General features: G+C 44.2%; 23 protein-coding genes. 8 read left to right on the top strand and 15 right to left on the bottom strand.

Annotation, left to right across the window (positions count from 1 at the left end):
• The first annotated feature begins 17 nt into the window (after nt 1-17).
• On the top strand, nt 18-767 hold the full coding sequence (locus AAEU32_RS11325; protein ID WP_421970633.1) for a substrate-binding periplasmic protein: 750 nt from the start codon (nt 18-20) through the stop codon (nt 765-767).
• A gap of 157 nt (nt 768-924) precedes the next feature.
• Complete coding sequence (locus tag AAEU32_RS11320) at nt 925-1542, top strand: SOUL family heme-binding protein (RefSeq protein ID WP_421970632.1); 618 nt, start codon at nt 925-927, stop codon at nt 1540-1542.
• Between the two features lie 14 nt (nt 1543-1556).
• On the opposite strand, the gene AAEU32_RS11315 is transcribed toward AAEU32_RS11320, so the two are convergent.
• A complete protein-coding gene (locus AAEU32_RS11315) occupies nt 1557-1850 on the bottom strand; it encodes a hypothetical protein (RefSeq protein ID WP_421970631.1) in 294 nt (97 codons plus the stop codon).
• A gap of 189 nt (nt 1851-2039) precedes the next feature.
• Here AAEU32_RS11315 and AAEU32_RS11310 point away from each other — a divergent pair, with 189 nt between their 5' ends.
• Nucleotides 2040-2429 carry an ExbD/TolR family protein gene (locus tag AAEU32_RS11310; RefSeq protein WP_421970630.1) on the top strand — a complete coding sequence of 130 codons (390 nt, stop codon included), beginning with the start codon at nt 2040-2042 and terminating at the stop codon, nt 2427-2429.
• Between the two features lie 73 nt (nt 2430-2502).
• Here the strand turns inward: AAEU32_RS11310 and AAEU32_RS11305 are convergent, their stop codons facing one another.
• The gene (locus AAEU32_RS11305) at nt 2503-3231 is read right to left on the bottom strand and encodes a spondin domain-containing protein (protein ID WP_421970629.1); all 729 of its coding nucleotides are present in this window, start codon (nt 3229-3231) and stop codon (nt 2503-2505) included.
• Between the two features lie 11 nt (nt 3232-3242).
• Nucleotides 3243-3947, bottom strand: coding sequence for a spondin domain-containing protein (locus AAEU32_RS11300; RefSeq protein WP_421970706.1), 705 nt, complete (start codon nt 3945-3947; stop codon nt 3243-3245).
• Nucleotides 3948-4469: 522 nt separating this feature from the next.
• On the opposite strand from AAEU32_RS11300, the gene AAEU32_RS11295 reads away from it, so the two are divergent.
• Entirely contained in the window at nt 4470-5396 is a 927-nt protein-coding gene (locus AAEU32_RS11295; protein WP_421970628.1) for a tetratricopeptide repeat protein, read from the top strand.
• Between the two features lie 49 nt (nt 5397-5445).
• On the opposite strand, the gene AAEU32_RS11290 is transcribed toward AAEU32_RS11295, so the two are convergent.
• The 4 genes from AAEU32_RS11290 to AAEU32_RS11275 form a co-directional block, all read right to left on the bottom strand.
• On the bottom strand, nt 5446-5955 hold the full coding sequence (locus AAEU32_RS11290; RefSeq protein WP_421970627.1) for a nuclear transport factor 2 family protein: 510 nt from the start codon (nt 5953-5955) through the stop codon (nt 5446-5448).
• A gap of 11 nt (nt 5956-5966) precedes the next feature.
• Entirely contained in the window at nt 5967-6707 is a 741-nt protein-coding gene (locus tag AAEU32_RS11285) for a ferredoxin--NADP reductase (protein WP_421970626.1), read from the bottom strand.
• Nucleotides 6708-6811: 104 nt separating this feature from the next.
• Nucleotides 6812-7720 (bottom strand): histone deacetylase family protein, encoded by a 909-nt coding sequence (locus AAEU32_RS11280; protein WP_421970625.1) that lies wholly within the window; start codon nt 7718-7720, stop codon nt 6812-6814.
• Between the two features lie 102 nt (nt 7721-7822).
• Entirely contained in the window at nt 7823-9505 is a 1683-nt protein-coding gene (locus AAEU32_RS11275) for a sensor domain-containing diguanylate cyclase (protein ID WP_421970624.1), read from the bottom strand.
• 502 nt (nt 9506-10007) lie between these two features.
• Here AAEU32_RS11275 and AAEU32_RS11270 point away from each other — a divergent pair.
• A complete protein-coding gene (locus tag AAEU32_RS11270) occupies nt 10008-10430 on the top strand; it encodes a hypothetical protein (protein ID WP_421970623.1) in 423 nt (140 codons plus the stop codon).
• A 38-nt stretch (nt 10431-10468) separates the two neighbouring features.
• Here the strand turns inward: AAEU32_RS11270 and AAEU32_RS11265 are convergent, their stop codons facing one another.
• Both AAEU32_RS11265 and AAEU32_RS11260 read right to left on the bottom strand, forming a co-directional pair.
• Nucleotides 10469-12898, bottom strand: a complete 2430-nt coding sequence (locus tag AAEU32_RS11265) for an NERD domain-containing protein (RefSeq protein WP_421970622.1) — start codon at nt 12896-12898, stop codon at nt 10469-10471.
• Nucleotides 12899-13299: 401 nt separating this feature from the next.
• On the bottom strand, nt 13300-13686 hold the full coding sequence (locus AAEU32_RS11260) for a hypothetical protein (RefSeq protein WP_421970621.1): 387 nt from the start codon (nt 13684-13686) through the stop codon (nt 13300-13302).
• Nucleotides 13687-13966: 280 nt separating this feature from the next.
• Between AAEU32_RS11260 and AAEU32_RS11255 the strand changes: the two genes are divergently transcribed.
• On the top strand, nt 13967-16141 hold the full coding sequence (locus tag AAEU32_RS11255) for a bifunctional diguanylate cyclase/phosphodiesterase (RefSeq protein ID WP_421970620.1): 2175 nt from the start codon (nt 13967-13969) through the stop codon (nt 16139-16141).
• Between the two features lie 80 nt (nt 16142-16221).
• Nucleotides 16222-17187 (top strand): ATP-grasp domain-containing protein, encoded by a 966-nt coding sequence (locus tag AAEU32_RS11250; RefSeq protein ID WP_421970619.1) that lies wholly within the window; start codon nt 16222-16224, stop codon nt 17185-17187.
• On the opposite strand, the gene glsB is transcribed toward AAEU32_RS11250, so the two are convergent.
• Nucleotides 17170-18090, bottom strand: a complete 921-nt coding sequence (glsB, locus tag AAEU32_RS11245; RefSeq protein ID WP_421970618.1) for a glutaminase B — start codon at nt 18088-18090, stop codon at nt 17170-17172. The two genes, AAEU32_RS11250 and glsB, sit on opposite strands and share 18 nt — an antisense overlap.
• A 141-nt stretch (nt 18091-18231) precedes the next feature.
• On the opposite strand from glsB, the gene AAEU32_RS11240 reads away from it, so the two are divergent.
• On the top strand, nt 18232-19071 hold the full coding sequence (locus AAEU32_RS11240) for an endo alpha-1,4 polygalactosaminidase (RefSeq protein WP_421970617.1): 840 nt from the start codon (nt 18232-18234) through the stop codon (nt 19069-19071).
• Here the strand turns inward: AAEU32_RS11240 and pelG are convergent.
• Genes pelG through AAEU32_RS11215 form a run of 5 tightly spaced genes read right to left on the bottom strand, consistent with a single transcriptional unit; the run spans nt 19068 to nt 24739 of the window.
• Nucleotides 19068-20435 (bottom strand): exopolysaccharide Pel transporter PelG, encoded by a 1368-nt coding sequence (gene pelG, locus AAEU32_RS11235; protein WP_421970616.1) that lies wholly within the window; start codon nt 20433-20435, stop codon nt 19068-19070. The two genes, AAEU32_RS11240 and pelG, sit on opposite strands and share 4 nt — an antisense overlap.
• Complete coding sequence (gene pelF, locus AAEU32_RS11230) at nt 20423-21928, bottom strand: GT4 family glycosyltransferase PelF (protein WP_421970615.1); 1506 nt, start codon at nt 21926-21928, stop codon at nt 20423-20425. The genes pelG and pelF overlap by 13 nt, the downstream gene beginning before the upstream one ends.
• A complete protein-coding gene (locus AAEU32_RS11225) occupies nt 21915-22892 on the bottom strand; it encodes a tetratricopeptide repeat protein (protein WP_421970614.1) in 978 nt (325 codons plus the stop codon). The genes pelF and AAEU32_RS11225 overlap by 14 nt, the downstream gene beginning before the upstream one ends.
• Nucleotides 22855-24222, bottom strand: coding sequence for a PelD GGDEF domain-containing protein (locus AAEU32_RS11220; RefSeq protein WP_421970613.1), 1368 nt, complete (start codon nt 24220-24222; stop codon nt 22855-22857). Before AAEU32_RS11220 ends, AAEU32_RS11225 begins: the two co-directional genes overlap by 38 nt.
• Before the next feature lie 7 nt (nt 24223-24229).
• Nucleotides 24230-24739 (bottom strand): hypothetical protein, encoded by a 510-nt coding sequence (locus tag AAEU32_RS11215; protein ID WP_421970612.1) that lies wholly within the window; start codon nt 24737-24739, stop codon nt 24230-24232.
• Nucleotides 24740-24748: the final 9 nt, after the last annotated feature.

Raw genomic sequence — 24748 nt, 5'->3', positions numbered from 1 at the left:
GTTTTTGGGGTTGAGCCGTGATCAAATATCTACTGTTCTTTTTCGTCACTTTTATTGGCTTCAACGCTCATGGGGCAAAAATTCATGTCAAAGTTGGCGCAGGCTTACGCCCTCCTTTTATGCTTCAGGAAGGAAAGGGGATGGGGCCTGAAATCATTAATGCATTCAACTTGGTGCAAGATGAATTTCACTTTGAGTTAGTCTCTGTTCCCATTGCACGCAGGGTGATGTCTCTCAGTGAAGGGTGGGTCGATATTGTGATGTGGGATAATTTGGAATGGGGCTGGGGCGATGATATGCATTTACTGGCATCAAACCCGTTGTTGCAATCGCAAGATTCTTTTATTTCTCACATTTCTGCACGCAAAGATCAGCGTTTCTTTGACAGTTTTCATGACAAGGTTATTTGCGGAGTTAATGGATATCACTATCGATTTCTTAACTACCAAACAGACTACAAGACAATCAAAGAGATGTTCGATATTGTGTTGGTGCGTACTGAAGAGGAATCAATCAAGATGGCACTCAACAAACGGTGCGATATCAGTGTTGCAAGTGCCTCTGCTCTGGATTGGTTTTTTGTTCAACATCCTGAGGAACGGGCTAATATATTGATTTCAGATAAGTTTGATACTCAATATACACGGAGCTTTCTTGTTCCTGAGTATTCACCTATCTCAGTACAAGAGATAAATAATATTTTAAATAAAGCCAATGCGCTGGGCCTGCTGGCCCCCATATACAAGCAATATGGCCAAAGATTTTAGTCTTTAGCGCACCAATTCTGTTAACCGATGTGATTTGCGGTGCAATGTGCCTGTGCCAATTAAATGAAGCATATTACAACAGCTGTGCTCCCCTGTTTATTGATACGTTTTATAACGTCACTCGTATAGAAGGTTTTGAACCTTGTGGAATACCGTGATGAAGGGCATTTTCCTATTCTTATTTGTATTATTTTTATCTGGTTGCTCAGTGTTTGGTGTTAATGGCGTAGAGTCAGCGCCTTACACCGTGCTCGATACCGACGAGCAAGCGAACATCGAAGTGCGGAGCTATCAATCTATGGTGCTGGTGTCTGCTAGCATGGATAACAATGCGTTTCGTCGGCTGTTTAGATATATTTCAGGGGAGAACAAAGGGCAAAAAGAAATAGCAATGACGGCGCCTGTTTTTATGAATGATGACAGGCAAGGCATGAAGATAGCGATGACAGCACCCGTATTTATGACGCAAAATACCCAAGGTGCCTTCATGTCTTTTGTGATGCCAAGTGAATTTACGCTCGAGACGACACCTGAACCGTTAGACCCGAATTTGGTCGTGTCACAAGTGATTGATTATACCGCTGCGGCCATACAGTTTAGCGGTACCATGAGCCAGCGTAATGTACTCAAACATACTGAACTACTGAAATCTTGGCTCATTGAAAATGACTACGTTGCGCTTGGCTACCCAGTAAAGGCGGGATATAACGGGCCTTGGACTATACCAAAGATGCGCCGTAATGAAATATTATTTGCGGTATCTAAAAACCAATAGTGTTGGCTTTGGCGCTATATCTCGCCTCTTGGGTCAGGTGCGTTGCCCGCGCTGAGTAACTCAATGCTGTCAATCATAAAGGGCGTGCCCCATTGTTGAATAGTCATTGCATCGTGCTTTATTCGCCCCTGTAGTTTTACCTTGGCCCCATGTTGGCAGTAATGCTTGGGTAAGTTTAGGGGAAGAAAGTGCTGATTTTGGTCAGTAACCAAGCCAAAGAACCCACCTTCAAGCGCGATATAGTGCACCTGTGCAACGAACCACTGTTGTTGGCTATTTGATTGTTCATTTTTAGGGGGTACGCTCATAGTTTACGTCCTCATTCCATGGCTCTTATTTATACATATATTGCTTAACAACTATGTGCTGTTTTAGTGCTGCGTGTGAAGTTTTAACAAAAAGATCATAAAAATAAAATTATATTCCTTTGTTTTTGCAACCTTATCTTTTCATTGGTGTTCTAGCGTTATAGAGGACGCAAAATAAAAGGACTGATTATGAAACGAACTCTACGGGAATTAGTAAGCGCAGATATGGATATGACATCAATGTTGGATGTAGTGTTTATACTGCTCATCTTCTTTGTGGTGACAACCACTTTTTCGCGCTCCTATAGCCTTAATATTGAGCGCCCCAGCGCACAAGTCTCGAGTGTAAGTGAGGCTAGAAATTTGCAAATACGTATAGATGAACAAAATAGAGTTTGGGTGCAAGGAAGAGTGATCGCTACGTCACAGTTGGCGGTCAACATTGCAAAAGAGGCAGCGATAATGCCTTTTAAATTGGTGCAGCTGCAGGCGCACGAGGGCAGTACTCACAAAACATTGGTAAGAGTACTCAATGATATCAAAGCGATGGGACATTGGCCTGTGATATTAGCCAATTAAAACTGTGTTTGGTAAAAAAACCAAGGAACTCATCAGTGTGATGAGTTCCTTTTCTTTGTGCCGTATCTAGATGTTATTCGACACGAGTCACAGTGATCATGGTGACAGGATTATCAAATTTGTGCTCAGCATGAAGTACTGAGTTTGTAAGTCCATCATCTATACTCACTACGCCAGGGTGCATGGCGACAAAGTCAACATCATCACGCGCAGCATTAAACCCTTCACCAGAATCAGCAGGCCCAGGAATAGAGCCTTGCGCTTCAGAATTTGCCTCTGTGCCCGCATCATATACATGCGTATAAGCAGTCATACTTGCACCGACTTCTAATGTGCTAAGATCCCAGCCATTAACACCAGTAAACGCGTCATTAGTGTTAACTAACATGGTGGCGACGGTTAATTTGGCGTCATTTACATCATTGATAGTGACCGCGATTGTTTCTGAACCGCCAGCACCAATAGGTGCACTGCCAGATGCTTGCGCAAGTACATTCGCGCTTTCAAGTAGTGCTGAGTTGTCACCACCTTCCGCCATTTCTTCCAATGCTTGTGATGCACTTTCACCCACCGTCCAAAATGTGCCTTCTTGATGTAAAGCAACGGCAACAGGGCTCAGTGGTTGCGCATTCGTTAAGTTCGTTACTGTCACTTCATAGCTATATGGAACTGGCGCCACTACCACAGGTGGTTCAACAACGATTTCGTCGTCTTCGTCATCAGAGTGGCATGCACTGAGCGTAGTCAGTACCACTATGGCACCTATGGCGCGCAAAGACATATATGATTTTTTAGCAGTCATGTTACGCCCTCCTACTGTACAGTAACAGTCAGTTTGGCTACCGGGTTCAACCAACGATGTACGGTATTGTTAAGGTCGCTTTTGCCACCTGTGCTGTCGTCGTCACCGATGCTGCCAGGGTGAATGTGTACAGTCATGTTATTTTGGCTCATCGCCACACCGCTACCGCCTGTGCCAATAACTGACTCAAGTGGAGGCGGTACTGGCATACCTGAGGTGCCCGGTGCGCCACCGCCACGAATTTCGTCGTTTGCTTCGGTGCCTGCGTCATAGGCTTTTAGGTATACATGATAGGTGCCTGGTTCGCTTGGAATAGTCCAGCTGTCGAGGCCTACAAAGCCATCATTACTTGGTAAAATCATACCAACAACAGATAACTGGGTGTTACCGTGAGTTGTGCTCAGCATAGCGGATGTTGCTTGCGCTGGTGCAAGTAAGCCTCCAGCCGGATTAGCAACAGAATTTGCACCTGCGCCATCTACAACAGTCATAAGCCCATCTAATGAACCGCCTTCTGCCATGGCTTGTAATTCCATTGACGCAGGTTGCGCAAGTTCGAAAAGGTGTGCATCAGATGAATGTGCAGTAATAAGAAGCGGCGTGAAGTAAACGCCCTGTGTTAGGTTTTGAATACTAATTTCTAGCTCTGCTGCGTAAGCGTTTTGGGCGCACGCCATCATAACGCCAGCGATTGTTAATTTAGGCAACGATTTCATGTCGAATCCTCGTGTTGTTAAAGCATGCATCATGCAATGTTCCATCGCCTTCTTCGGGCAATGTTAAAAATGGATTGTTATGAATGAGAATCGGCCGTTTTAGTCACTCAGCAAAGAAGACCTGTGTGTACCCTTAATGATTTCATAAAAAAATAATTAATTTTTAACTTTGTGATTTTTATGCACTTATACCACTAATTTTTTGTTCCTAGGTTTTATCGATAGAGTGAAAAGTATGCCTTCGATGATCTGAGTTGGTACCAATAGCCGTGTTGATTGCCTATTAACCGCAGTGCTACTTTTTACTTATTTTTAAAAATAAATAAGTCGTTGAAATATCAGTTAAGTATTTGTTCAGAGACCAAGACGTATTGTGCCATCTCACTCCTGTTAAAGTTCCGTCAGAAGCTTTATTGTTGTTAAGCAGGTTAGCCAGTTACTTTTGTAGCTGGCTTTTTTTTGCCTGTAGGAATACAAGCTGGCATCATAGGGCCAGCTATTTCAGATCATAAGGGTTTCAGCATGCACAAGTGGGTAAATTATCTACTCTTTGGCCTTCTTATTTGTGTTTTTTCCGCACACGCAAATACCACAACAGAACAAACGCAAACGACTACCTTGGCGCCACAACAAGCGAAAGGGTTGAGTGAGCAACAACAAGCGCAAGTGCAACAAGTCGTGTCAGAGCTAGATGAACCAATGTATCGTCCGCTTATTGAGCGATACATTCTCGATGAGCTGCAAGCTGTGCGTAAAGACCAGCAGGCTTTACGAGCTGAGTATGCAGAGAAGATAGCGCATGCACAACTCGATACCGCGGACCGTGCAATAGGTTACACCACCAACACCATGAACAATGTGTTCATCATCATTACAGCGACCGCTTCAATTCTTGTACTGGTTGGGTGGAACTCATTACGTGATGTTAAAAACAAGGTTGAAGACATAGTAAATACGCGTGTTAAAGCGATCACCGAGGAATATGAGTCACGCCTTGGTGGGCTGGAATCACAACTACGAGAGCGCTCAGAAGAAATTCTTAACAACCAAAAGAAAATCACTATCACCAACGAAATTCATTCATTGTGGATGCGCGCTAATTTGGAAAGTGACTTCAATACCAAGGTAGAAATTTACGATGAGATCCTCAAGCGTAAACCAGAAGATGTTGAAGCCATAGCCTACAAAGCCGACGCCTTGCTAGAGCTAGGTGATACGCAAGAGGCGATTGTATTGTGTAATCAAGCATTGGATATCGACTCTGACTACGGCTATGCCTATTGGCAACGTGCTTGCGCTTATGCCATGAAACACCAACATATTGATGCACTTGCAGACATCCGTATGGCATTAGACTATTCGCCAAGTTTACGTAATGAATTGTTGCATGAAAGTGCATTCGCCAGCTTGCATGCGAACGATAGCTTCAATGAAATCGTAAATGGTTAAAACAATGATGAACATGGTCGGCTATCGCCGACCATTCTTTTGAGCAAAATTAGTGGGTGGTGGATTTAAAGAATAAAACACTATTTATTCGGCCATCAGTAACTTCATAACTTACTACCACTTTTGAGCGCTTATCGATGAAATCAGGTTTCACCGAACAACTTTCAGACAGTTCGTGATCGATAATAAAATTGCCATGAACAATGCGCTTTATGGGTGTGCTCTTTAGACAGTGTAATTTCTTAAACATCACGCCATAGCGGGCAATGAGCTGCTCTTTGCCTGTGAACATCAATTTATCTGGATACACGTAAAAGCGAACTTGTTCGTCAAAATATGTGATGAAGCTTGCAATATCCTGATCATTGTAGGCCTGCGTCATTTCATCCACTATGACAATGGCTTGTTGTTGTTCTTTTGAGTATTGACTCGCTACTTCTTTATGAAAATGATTATCGCTAGCAGGGGGCTCTGCTTTGGGCTCTGGAGGGGGCGTGGGGGTTGCGAAAACAGACCCAGACCACACGCTTGCCAGTATTGCAAAGGTGGATAGTTTCATAGTGTTACCTTTTACCAATATTGCTCAACTGTGATCTGTCCGGGGCTGCGTCGGCGATTACGGCTGTAGCCTAAGTCGCTTAAGCATTGGCTTGTTTCTTTAACCATATCGGGATTGCCGCAAATCATAAATTGTGCGTTATCTACAGTGGCTTCTAGCTGAACATGGGAAAATAACGTGCCGCTGTGTATGAGCTCGGGAATACGTTGTTGCAAGGGAGTGACATTATCTTCACGGGTCACGATAGGCACGTATTTTAACTGAGGGTGTTGTTGCATTAATAAGTGGATAAGTGGCTGGTAACTGAGATCTGATTGTGTTCGCACACAATGAACGAGCACAATGTCTTGATACTTTTGCCACACTTCTTGTTCTTGCAGCATTGATAAAAATGGGCCAATTGCGGTGCCAGTGCTTAACATCCACATTTGTTGTGCACTGGGTACTTCATCGAGTGTGAAAAACCCCGTTGCTTGCTCGGCGATGGAAACCGTGTCGCCTTTTTGGAGTTTTGCGAGTGCCCCGCAGAGGGTGCCACCATCGACTTTAATCAAATAAAACTCGAGTTTACTCGATTGCGGCGAGTTCACAAATGAATAAGCCCGAGCCACTCGTTTACCATCGATTTCCATGGCTAACTTTGTATACTGACCTGCTTTGAATGGGGCGATATCCGCTTTTATCACTAAGCTGAATAGTTTATCGTTCCACCAATGAATGTCCTGAACTTTTGCCTCTAGCCAATTCGCCATTCGGGCTCCATATGATCATAAGATCGTTAATCCTCAATAACTTAAATCTGGCAATAGAGGCGATTAATGTCAATGTGATATCACAAGAGATTTATAAAAGACTGTTAAAATGAAGCGGCTTGTTCTACCACAATACCATGTCGAGCACCAAGACGAGCATGGTCTTTGTCATAGCCACCGCCTATAACAGTGGCAACGGGAGTGTTATGTTGTTGGCAGCGTTTGAGTACAAGGTGATCGCGCCTTTCAATGCCTTGCCAACTGATGTCTAACTTGCCTAACCCATCTTCATGCCAAACGTCGACTCCGGCATCGTAAAGCACCAAATCTGGGTTAAGAGTGTTCAGCAGGTGGCACAAGGTTTCGTCCACAATCCCTAAATACTCATCATCGCTCATGTTATTACGTAAACCTATGTCCAAATCACTGGTGCTCTTTCTGAAGGGGAAGTTCTTCTCACAATGAATGGAGCAGGTAAACGCATAGGGTTGATGTTGAAGTAGGGCTGCCGTGCCGTCGCCTTGGTGGACGTCTAAATCGAAAATCAACACATTAGTGACTTCATTTGAATGAATCAAAGTCTGTGCAGTAAAGGCTAAATCATTGACCATGCAATAGCCTGAGCCGAAATCATAATGAGCATGGTGTGTGCCGCCGGCAAGATGACAAGCGATACCGTGCTTAAGCGCCAAGCGCGCCGTTTTTAACGTGCCCAGTGGTGCGGTAAAGGTGCGAGCCATAAGGTTTTTTGACCAAGGCAAACCTATGCGTCGCATCGCTTTAGCATCGAGGCGGTTATGCCATAAATCATGTACATAGTTATCGCAATGGATAAAGGCCAAATCGTCAGGAAACCCAAGCTCTGGTTGATATAGGTTATCGCCAATCAGCCCAAGGCCTTTGATATGGTGGTACAAGCGCGCAAACTTACTCATGACAAAACGATGATTGGGGTCGAAGCTAAATGAGTAATTGGGGTGATACACTAAGGGTAAATGTGGATTAAGCGCCATAATAAACTATGAAAACCTGTTTCCTTTAGCCTATCGGCCAGAGCTTAAGCCTGCAAGCATTCGAATAGCAATAAGCGTTTGCGTATGTTGATTACGTTAAATTTATAACTCACTCATGACACAATTGCGGTTGTTATTCTTACCTTTGTATAGACAGGTGTCGGCTTGTTTAAATAAGGGAGTGATTTCAGTGGCCGTTTGCTCTGTACAGGCAACGCCTAAAGTCGCGGTTACCGTGAGTGTGTGTTGTTTATGGACAATGGTGGTACTGGCAATTTTCTGTCGTACTTTTTCGGCGATTTGTGCGGCCATATGCAAAGCGGTGTTTGGCAAAATGATGGCAAACTCTTCACCGCCTATCCGTGCGACTAAATCGTAATTCCTCATTACAGATCGCACTGCATGGGCAATCGCTTTTAGCACCGCATCACCGCAATCATGTCCGTAATTGTCATTAATGTGTTTAAATAAATCTAAATCGAAAATGACCAGTGATAGGGGTTTTCTTTCCCTTTTACTTTGGTCTAGCTTCAGTGTCAGTTGTTCGAAAAAGTAACGTCTGTTGTAAAGTCCGGTTAATGGATCTGTGGTGGACTCTTCTTTAAGTTTGAGCTCTAGCATTTTGCGGTCAGTAATATCAATCATCATGCCAGTCCAGACGATAGCATCATCACTTTGGCGCTGAGGAATCGCTTGTGCCAAGACCCATGTGTCACCTGTACTGAGCTTTAGTCTGAATTCGCATTTAAAATCATCAAGGTGATTGGCGGAATTGATAATGGCATCGAGAATGGCTTCTCGATTTTCATGGGCAATTTTAGCCAACATCAACGATGGATTTTGCATCGTTTGCTCTGGTGTGAGCTCAAAAATACGTTTTATGCCGTCACTTAGATACAACAGGCTCCATGACTGATTCTCATTGAGCACAAATTGAAAAAGCATCCCCGGGATTATTTGCGCGACAGCGTCCATGCGCATACTCAAACTCATACTCTGTTTGCTGTCGAACAATGAGCCGATCACGAACTCCTTGTGTTTCGATGAGTCAGGTGTTTTTAGCCTACGAATATATTCATTGAGCCAGACATAATGGCCCATTTTATGGCGAAATCGATAGCTATACTGGCATACGCCTTGGGCGTCATTTTCACGCCAATGATTGAATTCAGCTATCACTATTTCTTTATCTTGCTCATGCAGATGATCAAGCCACCACTTAGGTTGTGAATTGATTTCATTCGGGCAATAACCCGTAATTTTTTCGATGTCTGTGGAGATGTAAGTAAAGCCACTTGGGAACGTCATAGGGCGTTTAAAAACAACCGATGGCAGGCTGTTAATAACCGACGTTAGCTCATCGATGGTTTCCATTCGTTGGGTAATATCTATCTGTGTCCCGCAAATCCACTTCGGCTGTTTATCTTCGGTAAAGGAGACTACTTTGCCACATTGGCGTACCCATACCCACTGACCATCTTTGTGTTTGACTCTGACATCGCATTCATAAATATCCGACTTGCTGGTGAGCAAAGCTTTGAACGCAGCTTTAGAGCGCTCGAAATCGTCTGGATGTATGACCTCTCGCCATTGTGAAAAAGAAACCGGTGACAGTTCGTCAAGTGTATAACCAAGCATTTTAGCCCAGCACTCGTTAATGATTGCTTCGCCACTTTGATAATCCCATTCCCAAGTACCAAGGTGAGTACACTGAATGATTTTTAAAAGGCGGTCGTTATCAGCAAGCTCAGGGTAATCAGCTTCAAGAGGTTTAAGCGCTAACATGACACTAACTAGTTCGCCGCTGCAGCAATTGATATCGCCTTGATATTCATGGCTGCCTAATTTTATCGCTACTGAGTATGTGTTATGAGGCTGGAGGTTGGAAAATAGTAAGTGGTGATTGTTATGTCTTATGTCTAATTCATTAAAATGGCAACCGAGGTAAGGGTCAAAATGTTTCGGGAAGGTGGCGCTACAGACACCCAAATGATCAAAAAGCAATAGCATCGTATGTGTACTCAAGCTCGTCACCACTGAAAAGCATAGTTTGGTAATGTGTGCGATCTCTTTTCATGACAGACCATCTCCAACATAGGATTCCCTCCCCAAATACTAAGTATAGTTGAGCTTGCCGTTGTCATTGAGTTTTGTAAGGCGGCTATTGCATAAAAAGGGATAAATGTAAAAAAGTGTAAAGTTTGTATTGGTTTATCTCGCGTTCATGGAGCAGGAAATAAAGTAAAAGCATTACAAATAGGCCCGTTGGCCGAAAAAGGAGGTCGATATGCGACTCACTACACTTTGTATTGGTGCAGCACTACTGGCGCTGGCACCTGTAACAGAAGCGATGGCTCAGCCGAGTCATTTTGCGCCGCCAGGCCATGTAAAAAATCATCATGGTTACGACAAACATAAACATGATCGTAAGCAAAAGCGTAAGAATAAACGCCACCATAAGCGTCATCACGACGATAATTACTACAGCTATTATAGCGATCGCCATCACAAATATTGCGATCACCCAAGTCACTACAGACACAATAATTATTGGCGTGTAGGTCAGCGATTTGACCGTGATTATTATCGTCAAGCGCGGGTATTACGTCGTGACAGACATGGTCATGTGATTGTTGATGTACACGGTGATGTATTTCGACTATTGGAAAACTCACTAGAGATAATAGAAATTATTAGTCGTCGTCATTAACAACAAAAAAGCCCCGTTTTATCGGGGCTTTCTATTACTTAAGGTTTCGGTTTCTCATTATCGAGAGGGCCAGCACCAATATCTATTTTTTCTTCTTTTGGTTTGAAGTTTGGATCTAATGATAAGTTGGCAAAAGGATTACTCGAGTCTTTTTTCTTTTGCTCGTCGGTAGGCTCGTTTGAGTCAACATCACTGGATACTTTGTGTTTATCTTGCTCTGCTAATGCTGATTCTAGTTCAGCTAAGGCATCGTCTAATGACTCTTCGCCATCATTGTCCACATCTAAGAGTAGCTCCTCTGGATTGACTGGATTACTCGGTGTCTCGGTTGGTACTTTGACGTGAGGTTTGCTCTGAGTGGATGTTGAACTCGGTGTGGGTATTGATGGCGTCGATTTCTCTGTTGCCTCGCTTTGCGCTGATGGCTTATCCGACGCGTCGGCACTGAGGTCATCATCACTGTGAATACCATGCTCGTCACCTACAATAGGCTTACTGGGATCAAAATCATGAAGATGGTCGTCTAGCTTCTCATTTGGAGCTCGCTCTTGAGTATGCGCTTGTACTGTAGAGTTATCTGTTGCTGCTTTTGGCGAATCATCTCGTTCTTCGCGCATATCACTTTGCTTTTGCTCTGGTGATGGCGCGTTCTCTTTAGGTTGATTTGGTTCTGATTTACTAGCAGAGGACCCGTTGTTTGCTTGGTCTAGGTATGCCAAAAATTCATCGTCAGACATACTTGACCAGTCATGTTTTTTAACGGGCTTTTTCGGTGTCGATGTCGATGAAGCCGGTGCGTGAGATTTTGGCTCACTGGGCACAGCGGTATTATCTTCGGTTGCTAGTTTTGGGCTCTGAGGCAATTCAGCAATATTGTCACTGGCGTCTTTGCGAACAAATTGGTGTATTTGGGCTCTGGGCTTCTCTTGTTCTGCCTTGTTTTGTTGCAGCGATTTGATTTTTGCCACATTTGTCGGCTTAGGCACGCTTGTAAGCCTCGCTTTGGTTTTCAGTTGTGGCGATGGTTTGTTACTTAGCGGCTGATCCGTACTAGGTTCATGCGGCGTTGTTGCACTACCATCTGGTGAGTGAATGTTTGCTGGTTCATCAGCCTTTTGTTCACCCTCATCAGGAGCACTTGGTATTGCTGGCGTCTGCTGTACGTTCGACGGTTTTTGCGCAGAAGCGTTGTCATCACTATCTATTTGGCGCTCAGTGGTCTGAGCGGTATTAGAGTGTTGAGTCGCTTGCTCTTTTGCTTCAGCAATTAACGACTTGGTTGATGAACGACCCAATGCGGCGTTGTTGCCCATCGACTGCAGATTTCTAATCTTATCAATATACTCTGATGCCTGCTCTTGAGTGTAGGTATGTTCATTTCTGTGTAGCACATAGTCTATAAAGTCATCTTGACGTATTACATAATGAGGCAAAGATGACTTGAATTTTGCTTCGTTTTCAAACGCCACAATCGGGATGATTTCTTCGGCATTGATCTGCAACTTATCACTAAGCGCTTCAATTTGCTGGTGAATTTGTGCAATTGGGTTGGCAAACTTTCGTTCATCACCCTCGAGTTTTGATGTCCATTCCGATGCCTTTTCACTGCCATAGATGTCCCCTGAAATGGCTGGCTGGCACAGTATAAAAATACCGAACTGACTTACAATGAGCTGCTCAATGGTGTGGTTATGTGCACTTTTACCTATTTGCACAGGCACTGCATTGAATTTGCTGTAGAGCTCTGGATCGAGCGTAGCAGGGCGCTTCTTAGAGAATTTCTTAAACGCTTTTTGTAAACCTTCGGCCTGCGCTGGTGGTGTTGGCACTGCTTTGTTCGAACCTTTTCCTTGTTTAGCGACTTTAGGTTTTACGACTCGAGCTTCATCTTGTCGGCTGCGCACAGAGAGTAACAGCGCAATCCCGATGGCCAATACTAGCAAACACACTAAAGCTGGGAAGATCAAAGCAATGAGCGGGTTGTCCTCAGGTTGATAAGCTGGAATAACTAAGCCATTTCTATCGAACTGGGTGCTTGCTTTTGGTTTGACCGTTGGCTTTTCCTGAGTTTGTTGTGTACTGGTAGACGTTGCTAGCGCTTCTTCTTTTTGTTCTGGCGTTGCTTGTAGTTGTGGTTCACTGACAGGCGTTTGCTCGTCTAGTGTTTGTTCTAATTCTGCGGTTGGCTCACTGTCTACTGGAACCGTGGTCTTAGGTGCAGGTGGCGCGGCTTTGGTGGTATTGGTATTTGTTGCGCTCGAGGGTTGCGACGTCTTCTGTTCTAGGTTGAGGCAATTGTTGTTGTACTCTCTACTTGCATTGCGATAACTCGGATGCTGGCGTGCATGATCAAACTGAGCCATCTGCTGTTTTAGCAGAATACACATCGCACGGTTGTACTCGCGCGCGTCACTTTTGTGGCTAAAAAATGCTAATAACAGCGTTAGAACAAGAACGAGGGATTTCATTTCCTACACATATATAAACAAAGTGGACTCTAAACCTAGTCTAACAGCTAATTAACATTAAGCGCTATATTTAACAGACTCTTTTTAATATCAATAGCCTAGGGCGTGTTGACCTTTGCTGTTTGTTTTTGCAGCAGTCATTGGGGGATTTTGGCAACACAGAGCCTGCGCCGCATAGCCATTCTATGTAAGTCAGGTGATAACGCAGACAAAATACCCCAATGACGCTACCCAGAGGGTTCAACCAAAGGCCGTCACTGCGTTGTCATGGGCCATGAACATAGTTCACTATGCACCATGACTCATTCCTAGCATTGAAAGCCTTTGATTTGAACAAAATTCATACCTCAAAGGTCAACACGCCCTAGCTCATTTATAAAAGGTGCAGTTTGTGCACATAATCAGTGCACGACGTCTGAAACCCAGTGTGCAAGAGACACATTTGAACCGTTTTGATGCTGTTGTGAGTCGATTTGCTGTACGAGAAATATCTCGTTGGCAAACTCCTGTTCTATCATTGGCACCTTGCTGAGTAAGCAAAACAGAAAATCCGCAAACTCTCCAGCGTCTTTAGGCTGCTGGGCCGTTGGCATGCCTTTGTGTTCCAGTTGCCTGTCTATGTCGTTAAGCCATAATCGACGAGCATTACTCACGCCACTTGCAAGTGCGTCATGCAAATGCTGCTTCACCTGAGCGTTGTCGTAGTTAGCATGTAAACAAAGCCACAGTGTGAAGAGCTCTGTGCTAGAGAGAGTTGATAAGTCTATATATGGTTCTGTTGCACTCATATGCCGCTGTCCATCTGTACCCTAATAAGCTTTTTAATAAGACGTTTGAATTATGTACGCGGAGCCCTTTTTTTAAGATCAATGCAGTGTATGTTTCTTTAAATTTATGGGTACATAGGGGCACTTCGCCTGATTTAACTGCGTTTTTGTGCAATGTGGTGCTTTCGTGAACAAATAGAACGTATTAACCAAGCTATTGTTATATAAAGTAATCAAGAGTTCATCTGGGTGTGCTAAGCTAGGTGGCAATGTCCACCTTAGCACCTGATGTTCTTTTCACATGCCACAATCATTTAATGCACTTTACCAAACAACGTGTGTCGCGCAGGCTTACGATACTGCGCTGATGATGATTGACGAGGTGCTTGCGCCTGAATTTTGTTTTATTGGGCGACTGAACGAATCCTTGACTCATGTTAAAACGAGCGCATTTCATCGCGGTGGCGTTAGGCAAACCAATATTGAATATACACTAGCGTGCTCCCCTTGCGCTGATGCACTACAAAGTGCTGATGTGTGTTGTTTTGGGCGTGATGTGGCAGCGTTGTTTCCTGAAGATACATTGCTTGGCGAGTTGTCAGTTAATGCGTATTTGGGCGTAACCTTGCGTGATGTGGGTGGTGAGCCTATTGGTATTTTGGTGGCATTATTTGAAAAAGAACAACAGTTTTCCGATGTAAAACGTCAGTGGTTTCAAGACTTAGCTTTTGTTGTTGCAGCTCAAACTCGCTATGAAATCGATATCGAAAAGAAAAACCAACTTCTATGTGAACTAACCCTCAGTGATATTGTGTTTGAACAAAGCAAAGAAGCGATCATGATATCCGACAAGAACAACCTTATTTTACGTGTGAACCCTGCATTTGAACAATGCACTGGGTATCGCCAGCACGAATTGCTCGGCTGCTCTCCTACGGTGTTGTCCTCTGGTAAGCATGGCAGCGATTTTTATGAAAGTATGTGGCAGCAACTTAACCAGCAAGGGCATTGGCGTGGAGAGATTTACAACCGCAGGAAGAATGGGGAAATTTTTCCTGAAGAATTATCTATTACGGTAAACAGAGATGAAAACGGTGAAATAAGCCACTATATCGGTTTGTTTAGAGACATTACGCAGTGGAAAGAAAGTGAACGTCAATTGCGCTTTTATGCAAACCAGGAACCGCTCACCGGTTTACAGAACCGTCGCAGTTTTCTAGAGCGAGTAGAGCAACACATCGGCCATTATCGTGAACATGGCCAAGTTAGCTCACTGATGTTTCTGAATCTAGATAGATTTAAAGATATCAATGATTTATACGGGCCTGAGGTGGGTGATCAGGTGCTCATAGCTGTAAGTAGTCGGCTAACGCAGGTTTTGCGCAGCGCTGACATGATCAGTCGCTACGGTGGCGATGAGTTTACTGTATTAATTGCCAATAGCACTGCGCAAGCAGTGCAACACAGTGCCAAAGTGCTTATGCAAAGGATTTGTGAACCTATTTATATGGGCGAATTAACCATCGAACTCAGTGCTAGTTTAGGCGTGGCACATATTGATGAAGATACAGACAGTGCCATGGTGTTCGTGCGCAATGCAAATCACGCTATGCTTAGCGCGAAGCACAGCAAATCATCTCCTGTGATGGTGTTTAGTGATGAAGTGGCAGGAGTGTATCTGCGCAAAATTCAGTTGCGAGATAAACTGCGTAACGCCCTCAACTCAGAGGGATTGAGCATTGCTTATCAACCCATAATAGATAACCGCAATAATCGTGTTTTAAAGCTCGAGGCACTAGCACGCTGGCACGATGAGCAGCTTGGTACGGTTTTTCCTGATGAATTTATTGCTATAGCCGAAGAGTTTGGTTTGATTTCTAGGCTTGGTGAATTTGTGTTACAACGTGCACTGGCCGATTTGGCGTATATTCATTCGTTAGGGTATACGTCGGTCGGTGTGTGCGTTAACCGCTCAGCGTCAGAATTCAACCACATGCTAAACCCCACAATTCATGTGCTTGAGGTGCTCAAAGAGCATCATATTGCACCACAACACTTAACCATAGAAGTTACCGAGTCAGTCTCTATCAACACCCATAATCATGTACAAAGTCAGCTCAATGCATTGCGCGAAAATGGTGTTAAAGTTGCGCTCGATGATTTTTGCACCGGGTATTCATCTCTTAGCCACCTGATTGATTTAAAAGCTGATTATATAAAAATAGATAAATCATTTACGCAGCAAATCGTGTCACAGCACAAGCACCAAGTAGTGATAGCGAGCCTTATCAATATTGCGTCAGAACTTGATATGGAGGTCATTGCTGAGGGCGTTGAATCTGAGTTAATGCAAGACAAGTTAAAGCAATATGGATGTCATTACTCTCAGGGGTATTATTATGCCAAGCCTCTACCTTTAAATGACGCTATACAACTGCTCAGCCAGCTTAACGCCTATAGCAACACGCCAGTCTAATCGACACGATAAAATATTCTTGTTGTACGCGCTAAATTCAAAAAAGCATAATGCCGCCTTTTGCCTGACGGGAGGGCATTATGCGCGGCTGGATTATATACACTGATGGCGCCAATCTTCTAAAACCAGAACGTTATGAGCTGGAACGTCTTGTAGCGGTAGCCAAAGAGGAGAATATCGATTTAGAGGTGTTCGAGCCGGATCAATTTGATCTATTGGTTACTCGCGAAGATGACAAGAGTATCTTAATCGATGGTAAGCCTGTGCCTCTCCCTGACTTTGTAATGCCGCGCATGGGTGCTGGGACCACGTACTTTGCGTTAGCTATTATCCGCCATCTTGAGCGCTTAGGTGTGTATTGTGTTAATGGTGCCCATGCTATCGAAACAGTTAAAGACAAACTGTATGCACAGCAAATCCTCGCAAAACAGAACTTGCCGACACCCACTACTATGCTGGTTAAATTTCCTGTCAATATCGACTTAGTTGAGAGTCAAATTGGTTTTCCTGTCGTAGTGAAAACCTTGTCAGGCTCACAAGGAAGTGGCGTATTTTTAAGCAAAACTCGCAATGAATTTGATGACTTAATGCAGTTGATAGAGGCGACAAGCCCTAAAGCGAATATTATTTTGCAGCAGTTCGTTAAGAGCAGCCATGGCCGTGATTTGCGGGTATTGACCATTGGTGGTCGTGCGGTTGCCTGTATGGAGCGAAATAGTGGCGGCGATAACTTTAAGGCGAACGTCAGTGCTGGCGGCACTGGCTCTTTATATGAGATCACCCCTGAAATAGAGTGGCTGGCAACACAAACAGCAAATGCACTGGACTTGGATGTTGCAGGCATAGATTTACTATTTGATGAACAGCACTTCAAAATTTGTGAAGCAAATTCCAGTCCGGGTTTTGAGGGTCTCGAACAAGCAACTTCTATTGATGTGGCAAAAGAGATTTTTCACTTTATCCGTATTCGCTTGGGTATTTTTGACAAACAAACGACTGCACAGCAAAAGAAAGCTAAGCAGCAAGAGCTAGAACAAGTGCAGTGATAGCTTATTAGCGAATTGCTCCAGTGCATACAAGCCTGCACTGGAGTTGCCGTAACTATTGAGTTTCGGCGACCACACAGCCACGGTAAACTGACCTGGAACAATGGCGACAATGGCGCCACCAACCCCCGATTTACCAGGCATGCCAACTCGATAAGCAAAATCGCCTGCGGCATCGTAAAGCCCACTGGTAAATAGCAAAGAGTTTAATTGCGAATTTTGTTTGCTGCTGAGAATTCGCTGTTGTGATGCTACATCAACGCCTTTATTAGCTAAGTAACTGAAAGTCTTCGCTAATTCGACACAATTCATTTCAATAGAGCAAAACCCAAAATACACCTTAAGTACTTCATCTACGTCATTCTCGAAATTATTAAATGAGGCCATCAGGTGTGCCATTGCTGCATTACGATGACGGTGTTGATATTCGGAACGCGAGACTAGCTGGTTGATATTGATACGCTGATTACCACTGAGCCAGCGAACGGTTTCCAGCATGTGGTGAGTGGGCGCGCTCAGGCGAGAGTAGAGTGCATCACAGGTTACGATGGCGCCGGCATTGATAAAGGGGTTGCGAGGTTTTCCATGCTCGAATTCTAACTGGGTTAAGGAGTTGAATGCTGTGCCTGAAGGTTCCTTTCCAACTCTTTGCCACAATTCATTGCCATAACGTTGCAATGCCAGTGTTAACGTGAGTACTTTAGACACTGATTGAATGGTAAACAACTTCTCACTGTCGCCTCCATAAAAGGTATCGCCCTCAACAGTGTGTACAGCCATCGCAAATTGATCTGGCTGCACGCTTGCCAAAGCAGGGATATAGCTTGCAACCTTGCCATCGAAATGTGCTAGCTTTGATTTGACGTCGTGGGTGATTTCATCAATAACTTTTTGGATTTGCATCGCTGTACTCTGGAACCTCTACACCGGGTCAATCATACGTAATGTGATACCGATAAAAAAGGTATCAATGTGCACAGATAATTTTATAATGGGTACAAGACTCAAAATGAGTCTTTACTTATTAGCTGTAGAGATAGATACATGAAAGATATTCGGTTTTTTCTTCTTTTTGTAATGGTGACTGTTACCTTAATTGGCTGTGGTGGGAGTGATGAACAAACACAAACTGACGATGAAGTGGTTATTGCACCACCTCAGGGGTTTCCGCCGCCGCTAAGCACGTGGCAATGGCAACTCAAAGGCAGTGTTAACGATGAGTATGATGTATTTGTTTATGACATCGACTTGTTTGTTAACTCACCGGAAATTATTAGCGACTTACAAACACAAGGGCGCTTTGTTGTGTGCTATTTTTCTGCGGGCACCTATGAGCCTTACCGTCCTGATAGCGAGCTATTTATTGACGAGGATTTCGGTAATGCACTCGAAGTATTTGACCAAGAGCGTTGGCTCAATACCCGCAGTGAACATGTTCGCGAGATTATGAAATCCCGTATGCAGCTTGCCAAAGAAAAAGGCTGCGATGCGGTAGAGCCCGATAATATGGATGCACATATCAATGACAATGGTTTGGGATTGAGCGCTGAGGATACTATCGACTACAGCATTTTTATTGCCGAATACGCCAAAGGGCTGGATTTATACGTAGGCATGAAAAATAACGTAGGTCTGACAGATGAGTTGGCTCAATATTATGATTTCGCTATCAATGAATCCTGCTATCGTTTTTCAGAATGTCATCTTTTAGCTCCATTTTATGAGAATAACAAAGCGGTGTTTCACGTCGAATACTTAAGCGTCGCCGATGTGGGAGACGGTAAATTAGATGAGGTGTGTGCACAAACAAAATCCTTGGGTATTTCAACCTTGGTTTTGCCTGTGCTGCTTGATGATGCCTACCGTTTTAGCTGCGACGATTAACGCTGCAGCATAAAGGTTTCATATTCTAAGCGGGCAAATTGGCGATTTAGCCAAATCAGGCCCGCTAGCGTTGTAATAAGCATCGCTAAGGCGAAGCCGTAACCATACATTTGCGGACCAAGCATAATTGACAGCTCTGTTAGCGCGAAGTTTGTTCCCGCCATGATGCTCACTAACATTAAGGCCTCATAACGCCTATCGAGATAGAACATCACGTTCAGTATCGCCATCACAATGACCTGTAAAGAGACGCCCACCAGGTCAACATAAAGCAGATGCAAATAGGCTAAATCGATTTTTAAGAACAGGAGAATTTCCTTACTCCACAGCAATAGCAGAGCGAGTGTGAGCCCTTGTACTTTAAAAATTTGATAAAGACTGTTTTTACAATCGAGCACCATTTGGTCTTTTAGTAAATAGACTGACTCTAACGTGCCGCCTTCACGCACGGTTTTATAAAACTTTTCGTTTGAGGCTGCAAAGTCAGTTTCCATGTGTAGCATGAAAACCGCCATTCCAGGGATAATCGCAAGGTATGCAATAAAGATAGGTAAATCATAGATATATGATGCTCTAAAGATATCGATTACGGCAAACGATACATCCGGACTAAACCAAAAAACAAATTTATCAACCCATACCCCGACGTTATACATCAAGCCACACAGGGCAAGGGAGTAAAACGCTTTTTTATGATCGAGAAATTCAAACGAAACTAATTCATTGGACGCGTAATTACGAAGTACAAAGAATAACAACACAAAGGTGATCAATGCCTGGCATGCAGCAAAAATGATCAACAGTCCCAATAGTCCATATGGCGGCAGTAACCAAGAGCAAAGTACCATCAGTGCATAACCCCCACAAAGCGTAAGGACGATTCGGTAATACTGCTTCATGCCACTGAGAAAGACGATAATGAGCCAGAGATTACACAACACCACAAAGCCGCACAGTAAGGACATTTTTATGGCTGAGTTCAAGTGAGTTTGGCTCAGTACTAATACCCCAAGCAATGTAGCCATTACCGATACAACAAGCATGCAACCCAATAAATTAGGCGTTACTTTGTGATCATTTTTTTCGAACAAGCGATCAGAAATAAAGCGTGTGAGCATGAGTTGGAATAGGCCACTGAGAATGAGCGACCCCGCCATCATGTAGGTGACCAAGACCAGAAATTGGATGATCATGGAACTTGGGAATATGCGGCCAATGCTGAGCATACCTATGACCATAAGTGCGATGATCGATAATACCCATGGGCCAGAGCCGACTACCGCAGCCAGTCCATATGCTTCTAAATAAGAAAGCAGAGTATTTTTTTGCAGAATTCGACGCAGCTCGAAACCTATTCCTGCCATGTTAAAAGCTCCTTGTATAGGTTTTGGTATTGCTCATACATCGTTTCTTCACGATAAAAACGTTTTACGCGTTGATAGCCATTTTCACCCATTTGATACCAACGCTCATCATCGCCTAACAGCTCCAACAGCGCAGCGCTGGTTTGGTTAGGATCGGCAATGTTGGTAACGTAACCACATGAGCCAAGTGCTTTATCTTCGTCGTTCATGCCTTCTAGAATTTCGCGACAGGACCCTACCTCTGAGGCTATACACGGCACACCCGCAGCCATAGATTCGAGTAACACCAGAGGTTGAGCTTCACTGATAGAGGTTAAAACGCAGGCGCCAAGTTTGGGAAGGATCTCGGCAACGTTCTGCATGCCTAAAAACTTCACATTGTCTTGCAGGCCCAGACTGTTCACCAACAGTTGGCACTCGTGATAATAGCCTTCATCTTCTTCGGTAGGGCCAATGATCCAGCCTTCTAATTCGGGCAGCTCATTAACCGCGACACGTATGGCACGGATAAAGGTTTTAATATCCTTGATAGGGACTACTCGGCCAACCAAACCAGCTATTTTTGGAGCTTGGCGTGGTCTTGATTCGTATGCAGGTGCAAAACGTGCCATGTTGATGCCATTAACCACAACTGAGGTTTTGTGAGCAGGAGCGCCATCGGTAATTTGCCTTTGTCTATTGCCTTCATATAAGGCAATAATCTTGTCGGCTTGGTCGTAGGCTGTACGTCCTAATTGCTCGAAGAAATCAATCCATGTTTGGCGAGTTTGTTCCATTTTTTTGTGGATACTGGTGTCCAGTGCACTGTGACGGTCTTTTATCCAGCTCGCTTGGGTTAAGTCAATTTTTCGCTCTTTAGTATAAATGCCGTGTTCGGTGAGCAAAAATGGCACCTTTTGCTGTTGTTTTGCAAGCGCCCCTAAAAAACCAGCGTAGCCTGTAGAGATACTATGGAACATGCGCGCTTTAGGCAGGCCTTCGGCTATTTTAACTAAAGAAAATAATGGGCTATAAATGTGTCTAAAGGTCCAAAAATAGTCAACAAACGATTGGTATTGAGCATGTTCAAAGTACAAATCAACGATGACTTCCCAAGAGCGTTCACTGTAGAGAAAATCGTCGTACGTGATGCCTTTTTTCTTTCCTAAATTATCCAATAACCCTTGCAGATGCTCTGGCGCCAGTGATTCTTGTGGGCGCTTAAAGCGCGCAATCACTGATTGCCATAAGGTAAATGCGGATGCTTTTCCGCGTCGTGGTTGCGGTGTAAATAGGCCTTCGTTGTCCATTAAGTAGTGCTTTTCAATGCCCACTACATTCTCAGGAAGGGTATAGTGCTGCTCACCATAACTGTCTTTACTGCCACCGATAAACACCAGATAGAAGTTATATTCTGGTAAACCACAAATTATTTGATGTACCCAACTGGACACTCCACCGCGTACATAGGGGTATGTGCCTTCTAATAACAAACAGATATCAATATCTTTCACGGCGCCAAAACTCCCTAAGCTCGTTCAGTGCTTCACCTTTTTCTGTTGGTAAGTGACTTACTAACAGAGCCGCGTGATCGTAATCCCCTTGGGCAAACGCCGCTTCTGCTAAGTAGGGCGCAACTTGCTTCATCAGCAGACCGCTGTGCAGCGCTTCTTCTAAATATTTAACCGCATCGTCGTACTGTTGAAGTTCCAGCAGCACTTTACCTAATTGCAATGCGCTTCTAGGAGAGGGAGTTAGCTGGTGTGCAGTGATTAAGTATTGCTTCGCTTGGCCAAGGTAATGCAATCGCAGCGGCCCATCGGCAATACCCAAATAACATAACTCCCAGTAGAGTTCGGCAATTTGAAAGTGCATCGACGCGCGTTTGTCAGCTTTTTCACGCTTGAGTAATTCTATTTGTCGGTTGATAGAGAACTCAATCTTCTCGATTGCCGCGTAGGCAAGGAGGCGAACATCATCGACTTTATCTGTTAGGGCAATTTTTAATAGCGGAATTGCGATACGCTCGGGCAAAAATCGACACGCATTGACCGCAATCTGACGGCGCTCATCTGATGGGTTAAATAAAAGAATATCTTTTAATGCCGCAGCACCATAGCGATCGTGCTCTATGTGTTCAGGATGTAAGGGTAATTCCAGCACGTCCGAACTTTTCCAAAGCACTTTGGAATGCTCTTTTGGGAAGTACAAAGCGGTAATAAAAATCGTCGCAAGTCCAATCATCCCGACAATCGGCATGCTAAATGCAATGACGAAAATAAAGGCTAACGCAGATGTTACCGGCAACTTGTAGCGGTTTGGTAATGCCAAATAACACAAAAATGTGAAGGTCCCAGCCGCCGCTCCATGGCTGGCAGCATAGCTTAGCCAGCCAACTAAGGTGAGCTCTTGGGTGCCGAGTAAATACAGACTGGCTGACTCAAAGAGTATGGTTTGAAGTATCAACCAAATCTTCATCAAATGCTCCTAAATCTGCCAATAGCTCGGTTACTTGAGGTTGTTGGTCAAACACTCGCAATGGGCCGATAACGTCAAGATCGCCTTCTTGCATTTTTCCTTTACCTCGCAAAATGCTCTCGATACGCTCGATAAACTGCTGCGCTTCAAGTACGGTCGTCATGGGTAACAGTACGCACAACGCTTGATTACCACTGCGGTGTTCGCATGACCAGTAAATATCCGCACCTCGGCGATAATCGGTAACATGAGCAAGGTCTAAATGCTGCGCTTCACTCAAGTCCTGGAACACCACCAATGCACTGTCGACACCATAATGACGCTTGTACCAAAGCTGATTGTCGACGTATTGGCTAAACATCTGTCGTTGCTCTGGTTTTAAAATCGGCGCGAACAATTGGTGAGACATGAAGTTAGCGATATAACTGGCAAGCAATGCAATCAGGGCAATATTGCTCTCAGTTAATGATACAAATTTTACTTTTTCAGCTAATAGTACACCCTGAATTTCACCTGTGACGTCTACCAGAGGAACCACCAGTTGATAATTGAGTTCATAATCCTCTTTTTCGATGAAGTCAGCAGGGGAGAGCACGGCTTTTGAGAAGAATACATCTTCGAGCATCAAGTCATTTTTATGTAAGGTATGCTCAGTGCCCACCGTGGCCAATGGGCCAGGTATTAGCTTACCGTCACGCACTTCGTATAAACCGGCCTGATATAAGGTGATAACATCAGCGAACACCTGCAAACTCTTTTGCGCTAAGTTTGCCATGCGGTTTTCCACATGCTCAGACGCAGCTTGTTGCAAAAGTTGTATGCCGGTACGCAAACTCATTTGTTTGCCAGCAGCACGTTGCTCTAGCTGATCGTGCGATATTTTTAGTAGATGATAGTTTTGCGTAAAGCTTTTGAGCTTTTGCTCCATATACCTGTGGTTGAGATCAAAACGTTGATTGATTTCATGCCAGTGATCGCGAAACTCACCCACAAGCATGGTGACCACCGCTGTGCCCACGCTCACAGTAAAACTCACATCGACAGTAATGTTAAATAATTGGTCACTTAGGCTGGCACCAACAAGGAGTAAAATAAAGCTCATCATACCGCGGCCAAACCCATAGCGCAGAGCAATGAGAATAGGGCCAAACATCGGCCAATAAAAATACTCGCTTGCCCTGTCGTGGGACAAACCAGACTGATACACCCAGATAACTAACGCTAAAAAGGTGATGAGCATCAATTCGAACCAGGCCATGGGCTGGTTGTCTGCGCCCATTAAAACCCGATTAAGGAGTTTGTTAATACCACGACGTTTGCTATTTGGCATAGCGATGTTATTCCCAATCTAGCTGGTCAATTAAGTCTTCAATCGCATCTAGCGCTATGTGTGATAGCGATTCGCGGCCCCAGCCACTGTTAGAAGCCGAACCACGCCATAACTCTTCGCCTGAACTGGTTGATAACGTCATCGTTAGACCCACAGCAGGTTCACCATCAAGACCATATTTGTATTGCCATTCTTGCACTGAACCCCACAGTACATAGCCAGCAGGTTGTTGTGAAAGCCAAGCTTGTGCTTCTTTTATGCGTTGTTTAGGCTCAAGACTTGCCTGCAAATCACCCACTTTATCTTTTGGATATACGCGCACTTTGATCCCTTGCTCTGCAAATGCAGACGCTGCCAATTGCTCTGCCTGTGCTTGTGCCATTGGCATGTTCGATTGATTAGCAAAAGGCATAACATATACAGTGTTTGCCTTACTTAGCAGAGGGCTTTGCGCACTATACTGGGAGGCACAGCCCGCCAGTAAAATTAGCAAAGCAGATGTGATTAATGTTTTCATATTGCTGTC

It is taken from the genome of Pseudoalteromonas maris, assembly GCF_049257235.1.
Classification (GTDB): domain Bacteria; phylum Pseudomonadota; class Gammaproteobacteria; order Enterobacterales; family Alteromonadaceae; genus Pseudoalteromonas.
The sequence above is the reverse complement of the archived record's forward strand: the minus strand, read 5'-3'. Positions and strand labels throughout refer to the sequence as shown.

Coding starts and splice junctions, on each gene's coding strand:
- AAEU32_RS11295 (WP_421970628.1), top strand. CDS start 4,470: ATGCACAAGTGGGTAAATTATCTACTCTTTGGCCTTCTTATTTGTGTT.
- AAEU32_RS11225 (WP_421970614.1), bottom strand. CDS start 22,892: ATGAAGATTTGGTTGATACTTCAAACCATACTCTTTGAGTCAGCCAGT.
- AAEU32_RS11215 (WP_421970612.1), bottom strand. CDS start 24,739: ATGAAAACATTAATCACATCTGCTTTGCTAATTTTACTGGCGGGCTGT.
- AAEU32_RS11270 (WP_421970623.1), top strand. CDS start 10,008: ATGCGACTCACTACACTTTGTATTGGTGCAGCACTACTGGCGCTGGCA.
- pelG (WP_421970616.1), bottom strand. CDS start 20,435: ATGGCAGGAATAGGTTTCGAGCTGCGTCGAATTCTGCAAAAAAATACT.
- AAEU32_RS11305 (WP_421970629.1), bottom strand. CDS start 3,231: ATGACTGCTAAAAAATCATATATGTCTTTGCGCGCCATAGGTGCCATA.
- AAEU32_RS11315 (WP_421970631.1), bottom strand. CDS start 1,850: ATGAGCGTACCCCCTAAAAATGAACAATCAAATAGCCAACAACAGTGG.
- AAEU32_RS11320 (WP_421970632.1), top strand. CDS start 925: ATGAAGGGCATTTTCCTATTCTTATTTGTATTATTTTTATCTGGTTGC.
- AAEU32_RS11265 (WP_421970622.1), bottom strand. CDS start 12,898: ATGAAATCCCTCGTTCTTGTTCTAACGCTGTTATTAGCATTTTTTAGC.
- AAEU32_RS11255 (WP_421970620.1), top strand. CDS start 13,967: ATGCCACAATCATTTAATGCACTTTACCAAACAACGTGTGTCGCGCAG.
- AAEU32_RS11310 (WP_421970630.1), top strand. CDS start 2,040: ATGAAACGAACTCTACGGGAATTAGTAAGCGCAGATATGGATATGACA.
- AAEU32_RS11285 (WP_421970626.1), bottom strand. CDS start 6,707: ATGGCGAATTGGCTAGAGGCAAAAGTTCAGGACATTCATTGGTGGAAC.
- AAEU32_RS11240 (WP_421970617.1), top strand. CDS start 18,232: ATGAAAGATATTCGGTTTTTTCTTCTTTTTGTAATGGTGACTGTTACC.
- AAEU32_RS11280 (WP_421970625.1), bottom strand. CDS start 7,720: ATGGCGCTTAATCCACATTTACCCTTAGTGTATCACCCCAATTACTCA.
- glsB (WP_421970618.1), bottom strand. CDS start 18,090: ATGCAAATCCAAAAAGTTATTGATGAAATCACCCACGACGTCAAATCA.
- AAEU32_RS11275 (WP_421970624.1), bottom strand. CDS start 9,505: ATGTTAGCGCTTAAACCTCTTGAAGCTGATTACCCTGAGCTTGCTGAT.
- AAEU32_RS11220 (WP_421970613.1), bottom strand. CDS start 24,222: ATGCCAAATAGCAAACGTCGTGGTATTAACAAACTCCTTAATCGGGTT.
- AAEU32_RS11300 (WP_421970706.1), bottom strand. CDS start 3,947: ATGAAATCGTTGCCTAAATTAACAATCGCTGGCGTTATGATGGCGTGC.
- AAEU32_RS11260 (WP_421970621.1), bottom strand. CDS start 13,686: ATGAGTGCAACAGAACCATATATAGACTTATCAACTCTCTCTAGCACA.
- AAEU32_RS11250 (WP_421970619.1), top strand. CDS start 16,222: ATGCGCGGCTGGATTATATACACTGATGGCGCCAATCTTCTAAAACCA.
- AAEU32_RS11290 (WP_421970627.1), bottom strand. CDS start 5,955: ATGAAACTATCCACCTTTGCAATACTGGCAAGCGTGTGGTCTGGGTCT.